The organism is Leptospira sarikeiensis (assembly GCF_004769615.1).
GTDB classification, from domain to species: Bacteria; Spirochaetota; Leptospiria; order Leptospirales; family Leptospiraceae; genus Leptospira_B; species Leptospira_B sarikeiensis.
In genome coordinates, this window is the sequence record NZ_RQGF01000028.1 from 731,560 (window position 1) to 746,773 (window position 15,214).

At 40.4% G+C, this 15,214-nt stretch carries 14 protein-coding genes; 8 read left to right on the plus strand and 6 right to left on the minus strand.

Annotated features, from left to right (window positions below):
- Positions 1-19: 19 nt before the first annotated feature.
- Both EHQ64_RS14700 and EHQ64_RS14705 read left to right on the plus strand, forming a co-directional pair.
- Complete coding sequence (locus EHQ64_RS14700; protein WP_135650437.1) at positions 20-286, plus strand: hypothetical protein; 267 nt, start codon at positions 20-22, stop codon at positions 284-286.
- A 244-nt stretch (positions 287-530) separates the two neighbouring features.
- Positions 531-833 carry a hypothetical protein gene (locus EHQ64_RS14705; protein ID WP_135650439.1) on the plus strand — a complete coding sequence of 101 codons (303 nt, stop codon included), beginning with the start codon at positions 531-533 and terminating at the stop codon, positions 831-833.
- 291 nt (positions 834-1,124) lie between these two features.
- Here EHQ64_RS14705 and mpl36 read toward each other — a convergent pair whose 3' ends face one another.
- A complete protein-coding gene (mpl36, locus tag EHQ64_RS14710; RefSeq protein ID WP_135650441.1) occupies positions 1,125-2,030 on the minus strand; it encodes an RlpA family plasminogen-binding lipoprotein MPL36 in 906 nt (301 codons plus the stop codon).
- A 102-nt stretch (positions 2,031-2,132) separates the two neighbouring features.
- Between mpl36 and EHQ64_RS14715 the strand changes: the two genes are divergently transcribed.
- Positions 2,133-3,041: a tetratricopeptide repeat protein gene (locus EHQ64_RS14715; protein ID WP_135650442.1), complete on the plus strand. Its 909-nt coding sequence runs from the start codon at positions 2,133-2,135 to the stop codon at positions 3,039-3,041.
- Between the two features lie 82 nt (positions 3,042-3,123).
- Positions 3,124-4,014, plus strand: a complete 891-nt coding sequence (locus tag EHQ64_RS14720; protein ID WP_246048779.1) for a tetratricopeptide repeat protein — start codon at positions 3,124-3,126, stop codon at positions 4,012-4,014.
- Between the two features lie 119 nt (positions 4,015-4,133).
- Here the strand turns inward: EHQ64_RS14720 and folP are convergent, their stop codons facing one another.
- Positions 4,134-5,033, minus strand: coding sequence for a dihydropteroate synthase (gene folP, locus EHQ64_RS14725; RefSeq protein WP_246048780.1), 900 nt, complete (start codon positions 5,031-5,033; stop codon positions 4,134-4,136).
- 93 nt (positions 5,034-5,126) lie between these two features.
- Here folP and EHQ64_RS14730 point away from each other — a divergent pair, with 93 nt between their 5' ends.
- The 4 genes from EHQ64_RS14730 to EHQ64_RS14745 all read left to right on the plus strand — a co-directional run bounded on the left by EHQ64_RS14730 (position 5,127) and on the right by EHQ64_RS14745 (position 10,340).
- Positions 5,127-7,205, plus strand: coding sequence for an OmpA family protein (locus tag EHQ64_RS14730; protein WP_135650448.1), 2,079 nt, complete (start codon positions 5,127-5,129; stop codon positions 7,203-7,205).
- A gap of 87 nt (positions 7,206-7,292) precedes the next feature.
- Positions 7,293-8,447, plus strand: coding sequence for a DUF1577 domain-containing protein (locus EHQ64_RS14735; RefSeq protein ID WP_135650450.1), 1,155 nt, complete (start codon positions 7,293-7,295; stop codon positions 8,445-8,447).
- 5 nt (positions 8,448-8,452) lie between these two features.
- Positions 8,453-9,775, plus strand: a complete 1,323-nt coding sequence (gene hisS, locus EHQ64_RS14740) for a histidine--tRNA ligase (protein WP_135650452.1) — start codon at positions 8,453-8,455, stop codon at positions 9,773-9,775.
- Between the two features lie 52 nt (positions 9,776-9,827).
- Positions 9,828-10,340: a phosphatase PAP2 family protein gene (locus tag EHQ64_RS14745; RefSeq protein ID WP_167882415.1), complete on the plus strand. Its 513-nt coding sequence runs from the start codon at positions 9,828-9,830 to the stop codon at positions 10,338-10,340.
- Here EHQ64_RS14745 and EHQ64_RS14750 read toward each other — a convergent pair.
- From EHQ64_RS14750 to EHQ64_RS14765, 4 genes are all read right to left on the minus strand, one after another.
- Positions 10,293-11,456 (minus strand): Re/Si-specific NAD(P)(+) transhydrogenase subunit alpha, encoded by a 1,164-nt coding sequence (locus EHQ64_RS14750; RefSeq protein ID WP_135650456.1) that lies wholly within the window; start codon positions 11,454-11,456, stop codon positions 10,293-10,295. The genes EHQ64_RS14745 and EHQ64_RS14750 overlap by 48 nt on opposite strands.
- Before the next feature lie 78 nt (positions 11,457-11,534).
- Positions 11,535-12,470, minus strand: coding sequence for a UDP-glucuronic acid decarboxylase family protein (locus EHQ64_RS14755; protein ID WP_425460434.1), 936 nt, complete (start codon positions 12,468-12,470; stop codon positions 11,535-11,537).
- A complete protein-coding gene (locus tag EHQ64_RS14760) occupies positions 12,463-13,338 on the minus strand; it encodes a M50 family metallopeptidase (protein ID WP_135650460.1) in 876 nt (291 codons plus the stop codon). Before EHQ64_RS14760 ends, EHQ64_RS14755 begins: the two co-directional genes overlap by 8 nt.
- Before the next feature lie 81 nt (positions 13,339-13,419).
- Positions 13,420-15,114: a methyl-accepting chemotaxis protein gene (locus EHQ64_RS14765; RefSeq protein ID WP_135650462.1), complete on the minus strand. Its 1,695-nt coding sequence runs from the start codon at positions 15,112-15,114 to the stop codon at positions 13,420-13,422.
- Between the last annotated feature and the right edge of the window lie 100 nt (positions 15,115-15,214).

Sequence of the window (15,214 nt, forward strand, 5' to 3'; positions counted from 1 at the left end):
ATCTTGCGGCCGAGGAATTATGAAATCAAAATTGAAGCGTATTTTTCTAGTTTGTCTTACGACATTTACCCTCTTCTCCTTTTCCAATTGTGGGATCTTAGTAAGCCATGAGGACCTATGCGGAGAAGATCTAAAAAATTACGATAATTGTTTTACGATCCTCTTGGTTGCAGATCCTGCATGTGGTCAAGGAGTTGGAACCTGCCTCCCTGCGTTTGTTCAATTAGCTAAAACATTATGTGCGAGCAGGATGAAGACAGAAGGTTGTCGCGCTCATAGGAATTAAACAAAAAATTTGCTCTTTTGCGGAATTGAGATTCAGGGATAAAACAGAGATAAACTAGACATAAGCCAAAATCAGTACTATGTAAATGTTTAGGATAATCTTGATTATAGACATGAGTCTGTACTAATTAATTAAACTTTAAAGATAACGGTACCGGAAAAAGTATTGCAAAAAGGGTCTTTTCGGAGCCCGATATGCCGACTAATAAGTATATAAGTTATATAATTCTGGGAGGGTTAAAATAATGGATAACAACACTGCTTTTAAGATTTTAGTAAGCAAGCAAGGAAATCATTACATTGCAAAGGCAATTGATTACACTTTCGTTGCTCAAGGCCCTACTCATGATGCTGCGGTTGAGTGCTTGGTAGGTTGTATTTTAGCCCAAAAAGCCTACGATGAAAAGAAAGGAATTGATCCTTGGTCAAACCATCTTACTAAGAAAGGAACGTATCTACATCTATTTGAAACTAGGCATAAATATAAGGCAGAAATAGAATTTGATACGGATTCAACTCGCTTACCATTACAATTAGCTAATCAATAAGATAAATGATTTATTCAGATCTATTTATCTTATTGGAACAGGAATTTAATTGTGATATTATACCCGATAGCCATAATGAGAAAGGCTTTGTTAATGGAATAATTGAAAACTGTTCTAATAATTTAACATATCCGTTTGCTTGTCATCCCGATTGGGAAGTGTCTGAAATATATTTACAAGCTCTCATGGAAAACTTAAACCTGCCTCCTCACCCTTTTTCATAATTTTTTAGGAATTAAATAAAAAAGCCTCCGAATGGAGGCTTTTTCTTTCAGAGACCGAAATCTTGTTTTATTTTCTCGGAATAAAACAATCCACTCCGTCTTCTTTCAGTTTAGATTTTAATAGGTCGGCTTTTGCACGATCCGCAAAATCTCCCATTTGTAAAACGAACATACCTTCTCTTTCGAATAGATATACTTTTTCACCGTATTCCGCAGAAAGATTTTTTCTATAATCTTCTGCAAGTCGGCTATTTCTGAAAACACCAACTTGAACTGTTTGTCCTTTCGGTGCACCTTTTACTAAAGGAGCAGGAGTGACCGCTTTTTTCGGTGTTAATCTTTCCGGTTTGTTTTCTTTCAGAAGAGCTTCTTCATCTTCCAAACCTTCCATGTCTTCCGATTCAGCTGCTGCTCCACCTTTACTAACTACGGTCAAACCAACTCTTGCAATTCCTACATCTTTGAATTCCAAGTTCTCTGCCGCTTTTTCGGATAAGTCAATGATCCTATCCTTAACGAAAGGACCACGATCGTTTACTCGAACCAGAACTTCCTTATCGTTTTCTAGGTTCTTCACTCTAACAACTGAACCTAAAGGAAGACTTGGGTGAGCCGCAGTCAGTTTTGTTTTATCGAAAATTTCTCCGCTAGCGGTAGGCTTTCCATGGAATTTAGGGCCATACCAAGAAGAATAACCCACTTCATCGAATTCTCCGGAACTCGCTTGTTGTCTAGGCGGGGTAGTTGCCTTTACAGGTTTATTATCAGCTAAAAGATCATCCAATCCTCTGGAACTGGAGGAATTATTCTTAGCAAGTACTAGATCTCTCTTGGACTCTTGGTCCATCGGAGCGATCTCTTTTTCAAAAAATATTTCTGATGGGTCACCGGAAGCGCTTATACTTCTTCTTGTTTCTGAAGAAGCGCAAGCGGTGACTGTAACCAATGCGAAGATAGCGGCTATTTGTTTCATTTCGGACCTCTGTCTCTATCTATTCTATTTTCGGAGGTTTTTGATTTTTCCCTGAATTTTTTTTCAGGTTGTTTTCTTCTGATTTTAGTCGATATTCCGGATATGACCGAAGCCGATATCAAACGGAAGTTCAACGAGGCATTAAAACTCGAAAAAGAGGGAAAGGTTTCCCAAGCGGCCAAGGTATATACTGAAATTTTGGGGATGAATCCCAAGTTCCAAAAGGCATATTTAAATTTAGGGGCCCTTTATTCTAGGACCGGGGATTCTGAAAATGCGATCAAGACCTACCAAAAGGCCTTGGAACTCGGTAAAACCACAGAACTATATTATAATCTGGGTGTGGAACTTTATAGATTAGGGAGCTTAGACGCAGCCATCAAAGCCCTCAAAAGTTCTTTAGAGTTAAATAAAAAATACCTAAACTCTCATCTGCTTCTTGCTTATTGTTATAAACAACAAGATCGTCCGGATAAATCGGAATTATATCTGAAGAATGCGATCAAACTAGATCCGAAGAATAAGACCGCATATGCTGCTCTTGCGACTATCTATTTTGATACCGAAAAATGGGAGGCTGCATTAGAGGCAGCAAACACCGCACTTCAGATCAATCCGAATGATCCTAGAATGGATATCTTGGTCACTGAGATCCATGTAAAACTTGGAAATTATAAACAATCATTTGAATCTCTAAAAAAAGTCACTTCTTCCGCACAAGGTTTCGTTCAGTTCAATAATTCGATTAAGGAAGCAAAACAAAATCCGGACACAGAACAAAAGGTTTTCTTTGAGAATTTAGAAGTTCTCACAAGAAAGAAGTTGGATGAATTTAAGGACAAACTTACTCTTTCAAAAGAGAATCCTCAGGATTTCGAGGCTCCGGAAGCTCAGGACGCGCTTGATCTTTCGCTTATGTATTTGTTTCATGGAGATACAGAGCGGGCATTAAAGTACTTATTGTATGCACAAAAAAATCTGCAGGAAAATCCTGCTTCAGAAGTATCTTAATCTATTCTTTCTTCTAGTTGTATTCTCTCTTTCTAATTGCCTCTACCCTATCCGAAACAATGAACTGATCGAAAATGATACGATGTTCTTGTATCTTCCCGCTACCGATTATACTCGGGAAAAAGTAGACTCAGTTAAAAGTCCTTGGGAAGCAAAGAATCATAGGGGAAAGGCAATCTTAGCTCCGGATAAAAATAATCTGGGGATCTTATTCGTTCATAATTCTCTCATAGACGATGCAGAAGAAGAGTTTTTAAACGCACAAAAACTTCTACCGAACAATCCTGTCCCTGCTCTGAATCTATTACGTTTATACTATCTAGTAGACGATATCACCGAATCTAAAAAATTTCTGGGAACTTATCTCAAACAATCTCCTGCCTTAGAGAGAAAGAAATTCGAGAATGTTCTGATAGAATCCAATCGAGAAGAAGAGCTTGTGATCTTCCGAGACTCACTTTCCAATATTCCGGGACAGGAATTATATGCTTGGGAAGGTCTGGCAGAATACTTCTTCGCAAAACAAGATTGGTCCAAAAGTTATTATTATCTGGAGAAGATCCTACAACAAAGTCCATTTCATAAGAACGCAAGAGGCCTTATGCTGAAGATGGCCCATATTTTAGAAAAATGGGATGATGTTTTAGTTTTTGGGACTTCTTTGAGCGGTACAGGAGAAAGAGTTCCTGAATTAGAATATTATATTGCTCACGCTTATTCTGAGAAAAAAAGATATTCGGAAGCTTTAAACTGGATCCAAAGAGCCCCCGAAACAGAAAAAGAATCCCTGGTATTCTTGGAGTTATGGAAGCACTGTTTACTTTCTAAAAATCCAAAGGCGGATGTTTCTGTCTTGCTTCCTTATTTTAGAAAATTAAGATCCAAAGGACTACAATTTACGGAAGAGGAATTTTTTCCGACTCTAACTCCGGAAGGAAAAGAGTCGATGGATCGGATCCGTCACGGCCGATAACCTAAATTTCAGGACGGACTATAGTCGCTTCGCTCCTGAAGCCCACGTTGCGGACTATAGTCGCTTCGCTCCTGAAGCCCACGTTGCGGACTATAGTCGCTTCGCTCCTGAAGCCCGCGTTACGGACTATAGTCGCTTCGCTCCTGAAGTCCGCGTTGCGGACTATAGATTCCGTGAGCTAATTCCCAAGTTTTCATCGCTGTTAAAAATGATTTAGGAGAATGAGTTCGGATCATCGGGACCCCCTTCATCCATAAATATGTTTCTGAGATCGCAGTCGGAACTTCTCTTTCTTCAACTGGTAAACCTCCTAAAGCATTTCCTAAAAAAGATTTTTTAGTAACTGAAACCATTAGATTTGGAAATTCAGAAAGTATCTCTGAAATACTTGCGAGCACTGCAAAGCTTACTTTATAATCCGGGCTTAGAAAAAAACCCATCCCTGGATCAAGGATCAACCGATCGGCCAATCCTAAACTTTCGAAAGTTCTCGTTCTTTCCCTAAAAAACTCCAATGCTTTAGATACTACAGTCTCAGGCCTTAGATCCGAAACTTCTGAGGCTTTCACAGAATGATCTTGGGAAAACATCGAAATATACTTTGTAGGAGTTCCAACTTGGTCTTTCAATAACTCCAAACTTTCAGGATCCACGAATCCTCTGATATTATTGATATAATCCACGCCAGTCTCCAATGCTTTACGGATTACATAAGGACGAAATGTATCGATCGAGATCCGGACATTCTCTTTTTTAAGCTCAGAGATGATCCCTTTCATTCTTTCCCATTCTATCTCTTCCGAGACTGGATTTGCTTTCGTATTGGAAGACTGGGCACCAATATCGATCACATCGGCGCCTTCCTCGATTAAGGATTTTGCCTTCTCCAATGCGGAATCTTCCTGTAGATACTTTCCCCCGTCGGAGAAAGAATCACTCGTAATGTTCAGAACCCCGAATAATACGGGTTTAGAGGGGAAATTTGCACCCTGAATTCCTTCGGAAAGCCTCTCCGACATCTTAGTTTCCATCTTGATCCTTGGGGTCTTTCTTCCGATACTAAATACAAACGGCGGAAAATCCAAGGATTTTCTGAGAGTAAAGGACCGCAGATGTTTTTTTACAAGTCAGGAAAAGGATCCAATATCAAACGGGATCATTTTGTAAGCTCAATCCTTGCCGGAAGTATTCTATTTTTTCTATTTCTCGCTAGTCCTTTCGCACAACCTGTTCCTACACTTTTAGAAAGAAACTTCGGTTCTCCATTAAATACACAAAACGTAGAATATAATCCGATCATCAGCCCTGACGGAAGATACTTGATATTCCAATCCAATCGCCCAGGCGGAGAAGGCGAGATGGACATATGGCTTTCTGAAAACGCAAATTATAAAAAGAGAGATGGAGAAGCGGATTGGAAAAAACCAGTAAACCTGAACCAGGACATTTGGGAACAGAATAAGAAGGAACTTCCTTCCGGGGAAAAAAAATCCAAACTATTCAATACGGATAAGTATGAAGGAGGGATTTCAATCCGATTCGACGAATCGGGAAATCCTGCGGAAATTTTTCTAACTTCTATCCGTAACGTAAAAGCGGATAGAGAAGGTTTTGACGCATTAGATATTTATTATACTAAACGGGACGATAAGACAAGACGTTGGAGTGATCTGATCGGAATTTCCGAGATCAATTCAAACTTTAACGAAAAGATGCCGGCGATTTCTCCCGATGGAAAATATCTAGTCTTTTCTTCCGATCGCCCAGGTGGTTACGGTGAATACGATCTTTGGGTAAGTTATAGGAATTTGGCTACGGGAGCCTGGTCTCATCCAATCAATCTAGGATCCGAAATTAATTCCAAATCCAGCGAGATCCTTCCCTATATTCATCCTGATGGAGAACAACTTTACTTCTCTTCGAATCGAGAGAATGATCGTAAGAAATTTTCTCTCTATCGTATTTTCTTAAATCTTCCGGGAGACGCTGACACGGAAGATCCGGAAGATAAACTGACTGTTTCCAAAACGAATTCTTCTCATCCCGTACCTGAAGCAGGAAGTTTAGAAAAACTTCCTCATCCTTTTAATTTAGAAGTTTCAGAAGGAATCGACTCTGAAGGGATTTCATTCGACCAAGAAGGTCTCTGGGCCTATATCTCTTCAAATCGAAATGGGGGACAAGGACAGTACGATATTTATAGATTCCAAGTCCCGGAAAATCTGAGGAACTCCTATGACGTTTCTTTCCAAGGATTAGTATTGGACGGATCCGAAGCGACTATGATCGGTTTGGATGCTACGATCAAAATTTCGGATAGCGTAGGACCTTCTAGAACGATTACCTCTAAAAGGATCGGAGGAGATCTTTCTAAAGGAAATCCGACTAACTTTAAAACTGTTCTTAAAACAGGAAGATTGTATAAGGTAGAAATTTCCTCTCCTGGATTTTATCCAACTGAAGATAAATTGGATCTGAGAGGAAACGTAGAAAGGAACAAGAAAGTTTATAAGACTTATGTTCTTCTTCCGATCAAAGACGATGAAAAAGGAAAAGTGGTTAACACAGGTGATGGAGATAAAGGAAAGGGACTTAATGTGGTAGTTATAGATGCTACAACCAAAGAACCAATCCCTGGAGCGACCGCTACAGTGTTTACACCTAAGAATAGACAGGGAGAAATCCTAAAATACAACAGTTTGTCAAAAAATTTCCATATCGAGTTGCTTCCCGACACTGATTTTGAAATTTTTGCAAAGGCTGAGAAATATATTTCCGAAAGTGTAAATATCATTCGAAAAGATATTAAACCTGGATCTACAATTTCTATCGCTTTAAGGAAAGATTCGGATGTTCCAGCTGTTGTAGGTACAAAACTCTATTTCGAATTCAATAAGACCGAGGTAACTGAAGCACATCGCAAACAACTCGATCTGATTGTGGACTATCTCAAGAAGAATCCGTCCGATAAAATAGAGATTGGGGGCCATACAGATAATATAGCCTCCAAAGAATATAATACTCGCTTGAGTGGGAACAGAGCGCGGAAAGTTTTTGACTACATTCGTAGTAAAGGGATCCAAGCTGCTAGGCTAAAAACCAGAGCTTATTGGTATTCCAGACCTGATGAAGATAACTCTACCGAAGAAGGTAGAGCAAAAAATAGGAGGGTCGACTTCCGCAAGCTATAAGAGTTTGGACTTAAAGCCCAAACTTCTGATTCCTGAAAAGCGAAAGCCCATGAGTGTAAACTCTTGGGCGGCTATAAAGGAGAACAGATGGACGTCGAGTACCGATCCTACCTACAATCGCCCAGAATTTGGGATACGATTAAGGATCCTCAAAAAATCGGTTATATTCTGAAAGAGTACGTACATAATAACGGGCTCTTTCTGAAAGAAAATCCTCTCAAACAAGAATTACAAATCTTGCAAACAACTCCAGAAGGAAAAATATTCCTTAGGATCGATCCGGAATTTGTGAACGAAGAGGGCGAGATCACAGTTTACAAAACCTTAAGTAAACATATGGAGATCGGCTTTAGAGTAGATTCCATCAATCATGATGACGGAGTTGTTATTTGTTCTCCTGAATTTGTGAGGATCGCTAAAGACGGAAGAATTCTTCCAAGGATCGAAGGTTTACAGGGAAAGGTAATCGCTCATCGTTTCCATATGTTGAAGAAGGAACAAGACTCTACAAAAGTTCTTGGGACTTCCGGCCAAATCCTTCTTACCGACTTACATAAAAACATACTTTCCGATTATCCTTATTCTAGGCTCGTATTCCCGAGTGGAAAAGAACTAAGCGTAGAACAGGATATGTCCAAACGTACTGGTAAAACGATCTTCGTAAAAGATGCGATCAATTTGGATCCACTTTCTAAAGAAGAAGCGGAAGGTTTTAATCTTATAGATCTAAAACAAGAACTCGAAGAAGAATTGATGTTGGAAGATAGAACGAAAGTATATCGTTCCGGCAAGATCCAATCCTTCGCCATCTATCCGATCTATTATAGAGATCCTCTAGGACCTAAACTCGTTGCTTTAGGTTATGCGGAAACCAAGGACAGAACCTTGGATCCGGCTATATTGAAAAAATATGTGGAACTAGAAGACGTTTTTAACGAAAGGATCGAGGACTCGAATACTCTGGACATTGATATTCGTCAGAACGTGATCAACGCTTCCGAAGGCGGGATCCTTTTGGAAGTAACCGAATCTCAGCTAGTCGAATCTTTTCTGCATAAACCGTTTTTTACTGCGGATATAACTTTTAAGATGCAAGCTCCTCTTAGATTCGCATTTAAAATCCGACATATTTCACAGGTTGGGGAAATTTACCTGGTCGGTGCAGAAATAGTTGGCTCCAACGATGCCAAGACGAATATGACTCTATTAAAGAAGAATTTAAGCTTCATTAAGAGCGTCTAAGAGACTTGGAAAAACAGAAAGCCTTTTTACCCACAGCCCCTTACAAGGGGACGAGAGATTTTTATCCGGAAGAAATGAGATTTCGAAACTGGATGTTTTCCGTTATGCGGAAAACCGTTCAGTCTTTCGGATACCAAGAATACGACGGCCCTATCTTAGAATCTTTCGAACTATACCAAGCAAAAAGCGGAGAAGAGATCGTACAAAGACAATTATACGATTTCACTGATAAAGGAGATCGTCATGTTGCGATCCGCCCTGAGATGACTCCGACTCTTGCGAGAATGGTTGCGGGAGAAGTTAGGAATTTAGCAAAACCGATCCGTTGGTTTTCCATTCCGAATCTATGGAGATACGAACAACCGGGCAAGGGTAGATTAAGAGAACATTGGCAGCTCAATGTGGATCTTTTTGGTGTAAACTCCTATCGCGCAGAAGTGGAAATCATTCTGATCGCAAATGCAATTTTAGAAAACTTTAAAGCTCCTAAGGGAAGTTATCAGATCAAAGTTTCTCATAGAGGGATTTTGGATTCCTTCTTAAACAAAACTTTGGCTTTGGCCCCTGAGAAAGCCCATGCAGTATCCAAACTTTTGGATAAAAAGTCAAAGATCAGCAAAGAAGCTTTCGAAGAGGAGATTAGCCCTCTACTTTCAGATCCAAGCAAACAACTTCCACTCATCTATAAATATCTAGATACGAATATTCAAACGATCGGAGATTTAGAAGGGATCGATACTATATCCGTTGAGTTCATTAAGAACCTGTTTTCGGATCTAGAAAAACTCGGGATCAAAGATCAGATCGAGTTCGACCCTTCTATCATTCGTGGATTCGATTATTATACAGGTTGCATTTTCGAAGTATTCGATACCAATCCTGAAAATAGACGCTCTCTTTACGGCGGAGGAAGATACGATAACCTGATCGGACTTTTCTCCAACGAACAACTTTCCGGGATTGGGTTCGGATTAGGTGATGTAACCTTCAAAAATTTTTTAGAAGGACATGATCTTGTTCCGAAAGATCTAAATACGCAAAATGCAGTTTTAATTCCTTTAATGGACGATAAACTTTTTCCGGAAGTTCTCAAACTTGCAGATGAACTTCGCAAAGAAGGGATCGGAGTGGAAACAATGCTCGAGTCCGCCAAACTCGGAAAACAGATCCAAACTGCTGAGAAAAAAGGATATCGTTTCGTTTTATTTCTGGGAGAATCCGAAGTTGCCGAAAATAAGATACAGTTAAAAGATCTTATTTCCGGAGAACAATCTATAGTATCCAGAATGGATCTGGTCTCTACCCTACGGAAATCCCTACTTGGATAAAAACACTTTGGAAAAATTATCCGCCTTCGAAAGAATCGATTATGCAATCGCGATGTTTGTTCGCGAGAAGATCCATGGTCCGATTTTAAACCGTACACTCTCCAGGATCAATCGTGGAGAAATGATGCTTCTTTTGATTATTCCGTATTTGGCATATGCCGCATGGAAAGAAATATTGCCTTATCCTTGGTGGATTGTCATCCCATACGCAGGGATCATCGCATATGCGAACGATCGATTTGTTTTATTCTTAAAAAAGCTGATCTCTCGCAAAAGACCATTGGTTACTGTCGCAGGAAAAGTGGATCAAAATCCGGACATGAAACATTCATTTCCATCCGCGCATGCATCTAACTCGATGACCGCAGCCTTGATCTTAGTGTTTTTATTCGGTTTCCCGGAATGGTTTTTGGTAATTAGTTTGTTAGCGGGGATCGGGAGATTATTATCTCTTCACCATTTTCCCTCCGATGTACTCGGAGGGTGGGTGATAGGAACTTGTTTCGGGAGCCTTGGCTTATTTCTTGGCCGCTGGCTTCTTCCCTTCTTTTTTGGCACCACCTAAGGCATCCAAAGTAAGTTTGTGACGGATCTCTCCTTCGTGAGTGATCGTCGTAGAAGCGATAACTTCATCATTCAAGTCAAAGTTAATCTTCTTCTCTTTCACTAATAACTTCAGATAATTCAGGATGTTTTTCGCAAACATTCTGGAAGCATCGGATGGAAGAGATCCTGCCAAGTTTTGGTGTCCAACTACGGAAACTCCGTTTTTAGTTAGGACAACCTTACCATGTTGGGTATACTCGCAGTTTCCTCCATTTGGAGAAGCAAGGTCCACAACTACGGATCCTGCCTTCATTTTATCCACGATCTTTTTAGAAATGATGATTGGAGCTTTTCTTCCTGGGATCAAAGCAGTAGTGATGATCACGTCAGCTTTTGCAGCGAACTTTTCGATCGCTTCTTGCTGGCGTTTTTTATACTCTTCAGTTTGCTCTACAGCGTAACCGCCCGCAGCAGCAGAGTGAGTTGCACCTTCTACTTCTACGAACTTTGCACCAAGTGATTGTACTTGTTCTTTTACTTCGGGGCGAGTGTCGAATACGTCTACAACCGCACCTAATCTTCTCGAACTTGCAATCGCTTGTAATCCAGCAACTCCAGCGCCAATGATCAGAACGGATGCAGGTGTAATTGTTCCTGCAGCAGTAGTTAACATTGGAAAGAATCTGGTTAAATGGGTAGAAGCCAATAGAACAGCTTTGTATCCCGCAACGGTTGCTTGGGAAGAAAGAACGTCCATGGACTGAGCACGAGTAATACGAGCAATTGCATCCAAACTAAGTACGGTTACTTTTTGGGAAGCAAGCTTTTTGACTACTTGAGGATTAACAGCAGGCTGGAACATACCTAAGTAGAATCCGCCTTTTTTAATCTTAGAAAGACTTGCGCCGTCAGCCAAATGGATGCTTACAACGATGTCAGATTTTTTCAGGATATCAGCGCGAGACTGGATGCTAGCTCCTGCTTTTTTATAATCTTCGTCAGAGAAGAAGGAACCTTCTCCCGCGCCTTTTTCAATGATAACAGAAGCGCCGATTTTTTTCAGAGCGTCTACTACGTCTGGGGTTATAGCTACCCTAGTCTCTTCCTTAGCTTCTTTTAAAACTCCGATATTCATACAGCCTACTCGAAACTCAATTTTTCGGTTTAATTCCCTTGTTTGGGAAAAGTAGGTCCAGATTTTCTCGGCGAATGATTAATCCAAGTTATTTTTGAAATATTCGACCGTTTTCCGGATTCCTTCTAAGAGAGGAACCTTCGGTTCATAACCCAGCTTTTGTCTTGCTATAGTCAGATCCGGCTTTCTACGCACTGGATCGTCTTGAGGAAGAGTTTTATAAACGATTTTAGAAGAAGAGCCGGTCTCTTTTAAAACTAACTCCGCTAACTCTTTTACTGTGAATTCTCCATCGTTCCCTAAATTAACAGGACCGTTGAAGTCTTGGGTATTCATCATTCGAATGATACCATCCACAAGATCATCTACGTAACAGAAAGATCTGGTTTGAGAACCGTCTCCATAAACAGTGATGTCTTTTCCTGCCAATGCTTGGACCACAAAATTACTTACTACTCTTCCATCGTCCGGAAGCATACGAGGGCCGTAGGTATTGAAGATACGGATCACTCTGATATCTACTTTATGATTTCGATGATAATCGAAGCAAAGAGTCTCCGCTACTCTCTTACCTTCATCATAACAACTTCTGATCCCGATCGGATTTACATTTCCCCAATAGGATTCTTTCTGAGGATGTTCGATCGGGTTTCCATACACTTCACTAGTAGAAGCTTGTAGGATCCTTGCCTTCACTCTTTTTGCAAGTCCCAACATGTTGGTAGTTCCGAGAACATTGGTTTTAATAGTTTTAATTGCGTTGGATTGATAGTGAACAGGACTTGCAGGACATGCAAAATTATAGACTTGGTCTACCTCAAGCCGGATCGGCTCGGTGATATCATGGCGTATTAATTCGAAGCGAGGATTGGCTAAAAGTTTTTCTATGTTTTTCTTTCTTCCAGTATGGAAATTATCCACACAAATAACTTCGTTTCCCTCTTGGATCAGTCTTTCACAAAGATGGGATCCGATAAATCCGGCTCCTCCGGTCACTAGCACTCTATTAGCCATCAATTCTCTCGATATTCGTAAATTCCGGAGGAAGAGGTTTACCGTTCAAATCCAAACCTCTACTTAAAAACCATTCCAATACTTCCGGAGTAACTTCTCCAGGAAACGGATTGTCCAAACCAACCACCGGCCCTTCATCAAATCCAGGTGTCTCATCTGCCGGAGCAGGACGAGGAGCTACCGCTCGCTTCAATGAAAAGAATATGATGGATACGCTAAAAAAGGACCAGAGCAGAGCAATCAAATATCCCAAGAATAAAACCGATTTCGGGACAGCTCCTCCAGGTAAAGTGCCTGTTGCCCAATATGCTAATATCCCCGCATCGGTGTTTTGAATATTCTCCGTAAAATCTAAAAGATCATAAAGACTATATAAACTCACGCTAGTGCCTAAAAATACGGTAATCAATCGATCCCAACCGAAAGGAAGGAAGGATACGACCAAAAGAAAAATTCCCCAAAGGAGTCCGGTTCTTTGCGCGAGTCCTCCGGAAGAAGTGTACTTAAGAGTGAGAAGTAAAACTGCTCCTCCCAAAAGTAACAAGGTTGGTCGAACAAGACTTCCTTTAAATCCTCTGTTGATCAAAAATCCACCGACCAAACAAGAACCTAAATATCCTGCGGAAACAACAAAGATAAACGGGCTTTTCCCGGATGTAGGAGAAGCAACGGTTTGCCCAGCTTCATCTCCGTTCAGTTCAATCATCTGGACCGAACCTCCGGATATCAAAGTTGCGACTGCGTGCCCCGCCTCATGGATTAAGACCACAAAATCTTTCAGATAAGAAACCCAACCGTGATTCCAATAAGAAAGAAGTGTAACTATGATTGCGAGTAAGAGTGCGAGGCGTAGAAACCGATTCTCCATTCTAAAATAGATATCGGCTTTTTTGAAGGAATTCCTACCGGGAAATCGGAAGTTCAGCGCTTAAATTCATTCGGAAATTTTTCAGTCAGTTTTAAAATGACTTAAGATTCCGCCTAATTTTTGCGAATGCTCCAAAGTATCTTCTACAGAGTGTTTTATATTTTCGGAAGTCGCTGCTATATCTTCTGCAGATTTGGAAATAGAGCTCATCGAATCAGAGATCTCTCCCGCAGCGATCTTTTGTTGTTCAGAAGAATTGGACATCATCTTTCCTAAAACCAAAACCTGGTCCGAGTTATTTCGGATCTCTCCCAATTTTCTGGACTGTTCCGAAAGTAAACTTTTCACCTTGGATGCTGAATTATGGACTTCTTCTATATAATCCTGTAAATTTTCGAAAACATGAACCGACTCGCCTACTTTTACAGCTCCTTCTTCTACAGAACTTGAAGTACTTTTTACAAGTTGTGTGATATCTTTTATACTAGACTTCGTTTGTTCCGCTAGTTTGGAAATCTCATCAGCAACAACCGAAAATCCTTTTCCTGCAGAACCAGCTCGAGCAGATTCTATAGAAGCATTTAAAGCGAGCATATTCGTTCTCTCAGAAATGCTAGTAATGATCCCTACGATCTTGTTGATCTCATTCGAATAAGAACGGATCTCTTCCATGGATCTGATCGCTTCATTAAAGATCTGCTTGGCTTGATTCGCTTTTCCTGCCACGTTCCCGGTTTGAGATTCTAAACTTTCCATCGATTTGGAAGTCTCTCCCAAGGAAATATCGATGGATCCGATGCTTGCATTCACATTCGAAAGACTTCTTGTTTGCTCACTAATTGTAGAAACGATCTCTTCTATCGTTTTAGAAAGTTCATGAGAAGCGGATGCGGTTTCTTGTACGGCATGCGCTTGTTTTTGAGAACCTGTTTCGAAGGAGTTCACGGATTCGAATAGTTCCTCGTACAGTTTCAAATTCCTTTGGTAGTTTTCTTTCATCTGAACTAAAAGCCCCCAAAGACTGATCGTTAAACATCGAAAGTTCGAGTAGATCCGATCTGCATCGTCGGTCCCTTCTCTCCTAGGAAAATCGGAGATTAGGTTTCCAATTACTACCTTACCTACGATCTCTAATGTCTCTGAAGTTTTCTTTCTTTGTTTATAGATAGTTCTCAAACATAGAAAGAATCCGAAAATTACTGCTAAAAATGCGATCGTAGAAGCGATTGGCTCGGATACGAATAATTTCCAACCCAAGTAGGAAGAAGGAATAAATATACATGCGAAAATAAGAGAGATCAGTCCGAAATAACCGAACTTTATCTTAAATGAAGTCACGAAAGAATTGATCGTTTGTAAAAACCGTGACTCTCCGTTAAGTCTCGCAAAAAGTTTCTCCGCTTTTTCAATATGATCTCTGGAAGCTTTTTTGCGAACCGACATGTAACCGGTGATGATCCCGTTCTCTAAAACAGGAGTAACAGTTGCATCTACCCAATAATGATCTCCGCTTTTTGCTCTGTTCTTAACGATACCGTTCCAAGGACGAGCAGATTGGACCGTATCCCATAACTCTTTATAGACCGCAGGAGGAACATCGGGATGACGAACTATATTATGAGGTTGACCGAGCATTTCAGACTCGGAGAAGCCACTGACCTCTGCAAATTCTTTAGATACATAAGTAATCTTGCCTTTTGCGTCGGTCCTTGAAATAATAACGGCCGATTCCGAGAATTGGATCTCACGTCCTGTAATCGGTAGATTCTTTCTCATAATCTCAGTAATTTTATAAGATCAAGATAGGCAAAGCGAATTTAGAAAATTCAATTCTTGATTTTATCGGATTAACTTTTGGGAAGTAATGCTTTCGGTT

Coding starts and splice junctions, on each gene's coding strand:
- EHQ64_RS14700 (WP_135650437.1), top strand. CDS start 20: ATGAAATCAAAATTGAAGCGTATTTTTCTAGTTTGTCTTACGACATTT.
- EHQ64_RS14705 (WP_135650439.1), top strand. CDS start 531: ATGGATAACAACACTGCTTTTAAGATTTTAGTAAGCAAGCAAGGAAAT.
- mpl36 (WP_135650441.1), bottom strand. CDS start 2,030: ATGAAACAAATAGCCGCTATCTTCGCATTGGTTACAGTCACCGCTTGC.
- EHQ64_RS14715 (WP_135650442.1), top strand. CDS start 2,133: ATGACCGAAGCCGATATCAAACGGAAGTTCAACGAGGCATTAAAACTC.
- EHQ64_RS14720 (WP_246048779.1), top strand. CDS start 3,124: ATGTTCTTGTATCTTCCCGCTACCGATTATACTCGGGAAAAAGTAGAC.
- folP (WP_246048780.1), bottom strand. CDS start 5,033: ATGTCGGAGAGGCTTTCCGAAGGAATTCAGGGTGCAAATTTCCCCTCT.
- EHQ64_RS14730 (WP_135650448.1), top strand. CDS start 5,127: ATGTTTTTTTACAAGTCAGGAAAAGGATCCAATATCAAACGGGATCAT.
- EHQ64_RS14735 (WP_135650450.1), top strand. CDS start 7,293: ATGGACGTCGAGTACCGATCCTACCTACAATCGCCCAGAATTTGGGAT.
- EHQ64_RS14745 (WP_167882415.1), top strand. CDS start 9,828: ATGTTTGTTCGCGAGAAGATCCATGGTCCGATTTTAAACCGTACACTC.
- EHQ64_RS14750 (WP_135650456.1), bottom strand. CDS start 11,456: ATGAATATCGGAGTTTTAAAAGAAGCTAAGGAAGAGACTAGGGTAGCT.
- EHQ64_RS14755 (WP_425460434.1), bottom strand. CDS start 12,470: ATGGCTAATAGAGTGCTAGTGACCGGAGGAGCCGGATTTATCGGATCC.
- EHQ64_RS14760 (WP_135650460.1), bottom strand. CDS start 13,338: ATGGAGAATCGGTTTCTACGCCTCGCACTCTTACTCGCAATCATAGTT.
- EHQ64_RS14765 (WP_135650462.1), bottom strand. CDS start 15,114: ATGAGAAAGAATCTACCGATTACAGGACGTGAGATCCAATTCTCGGAA.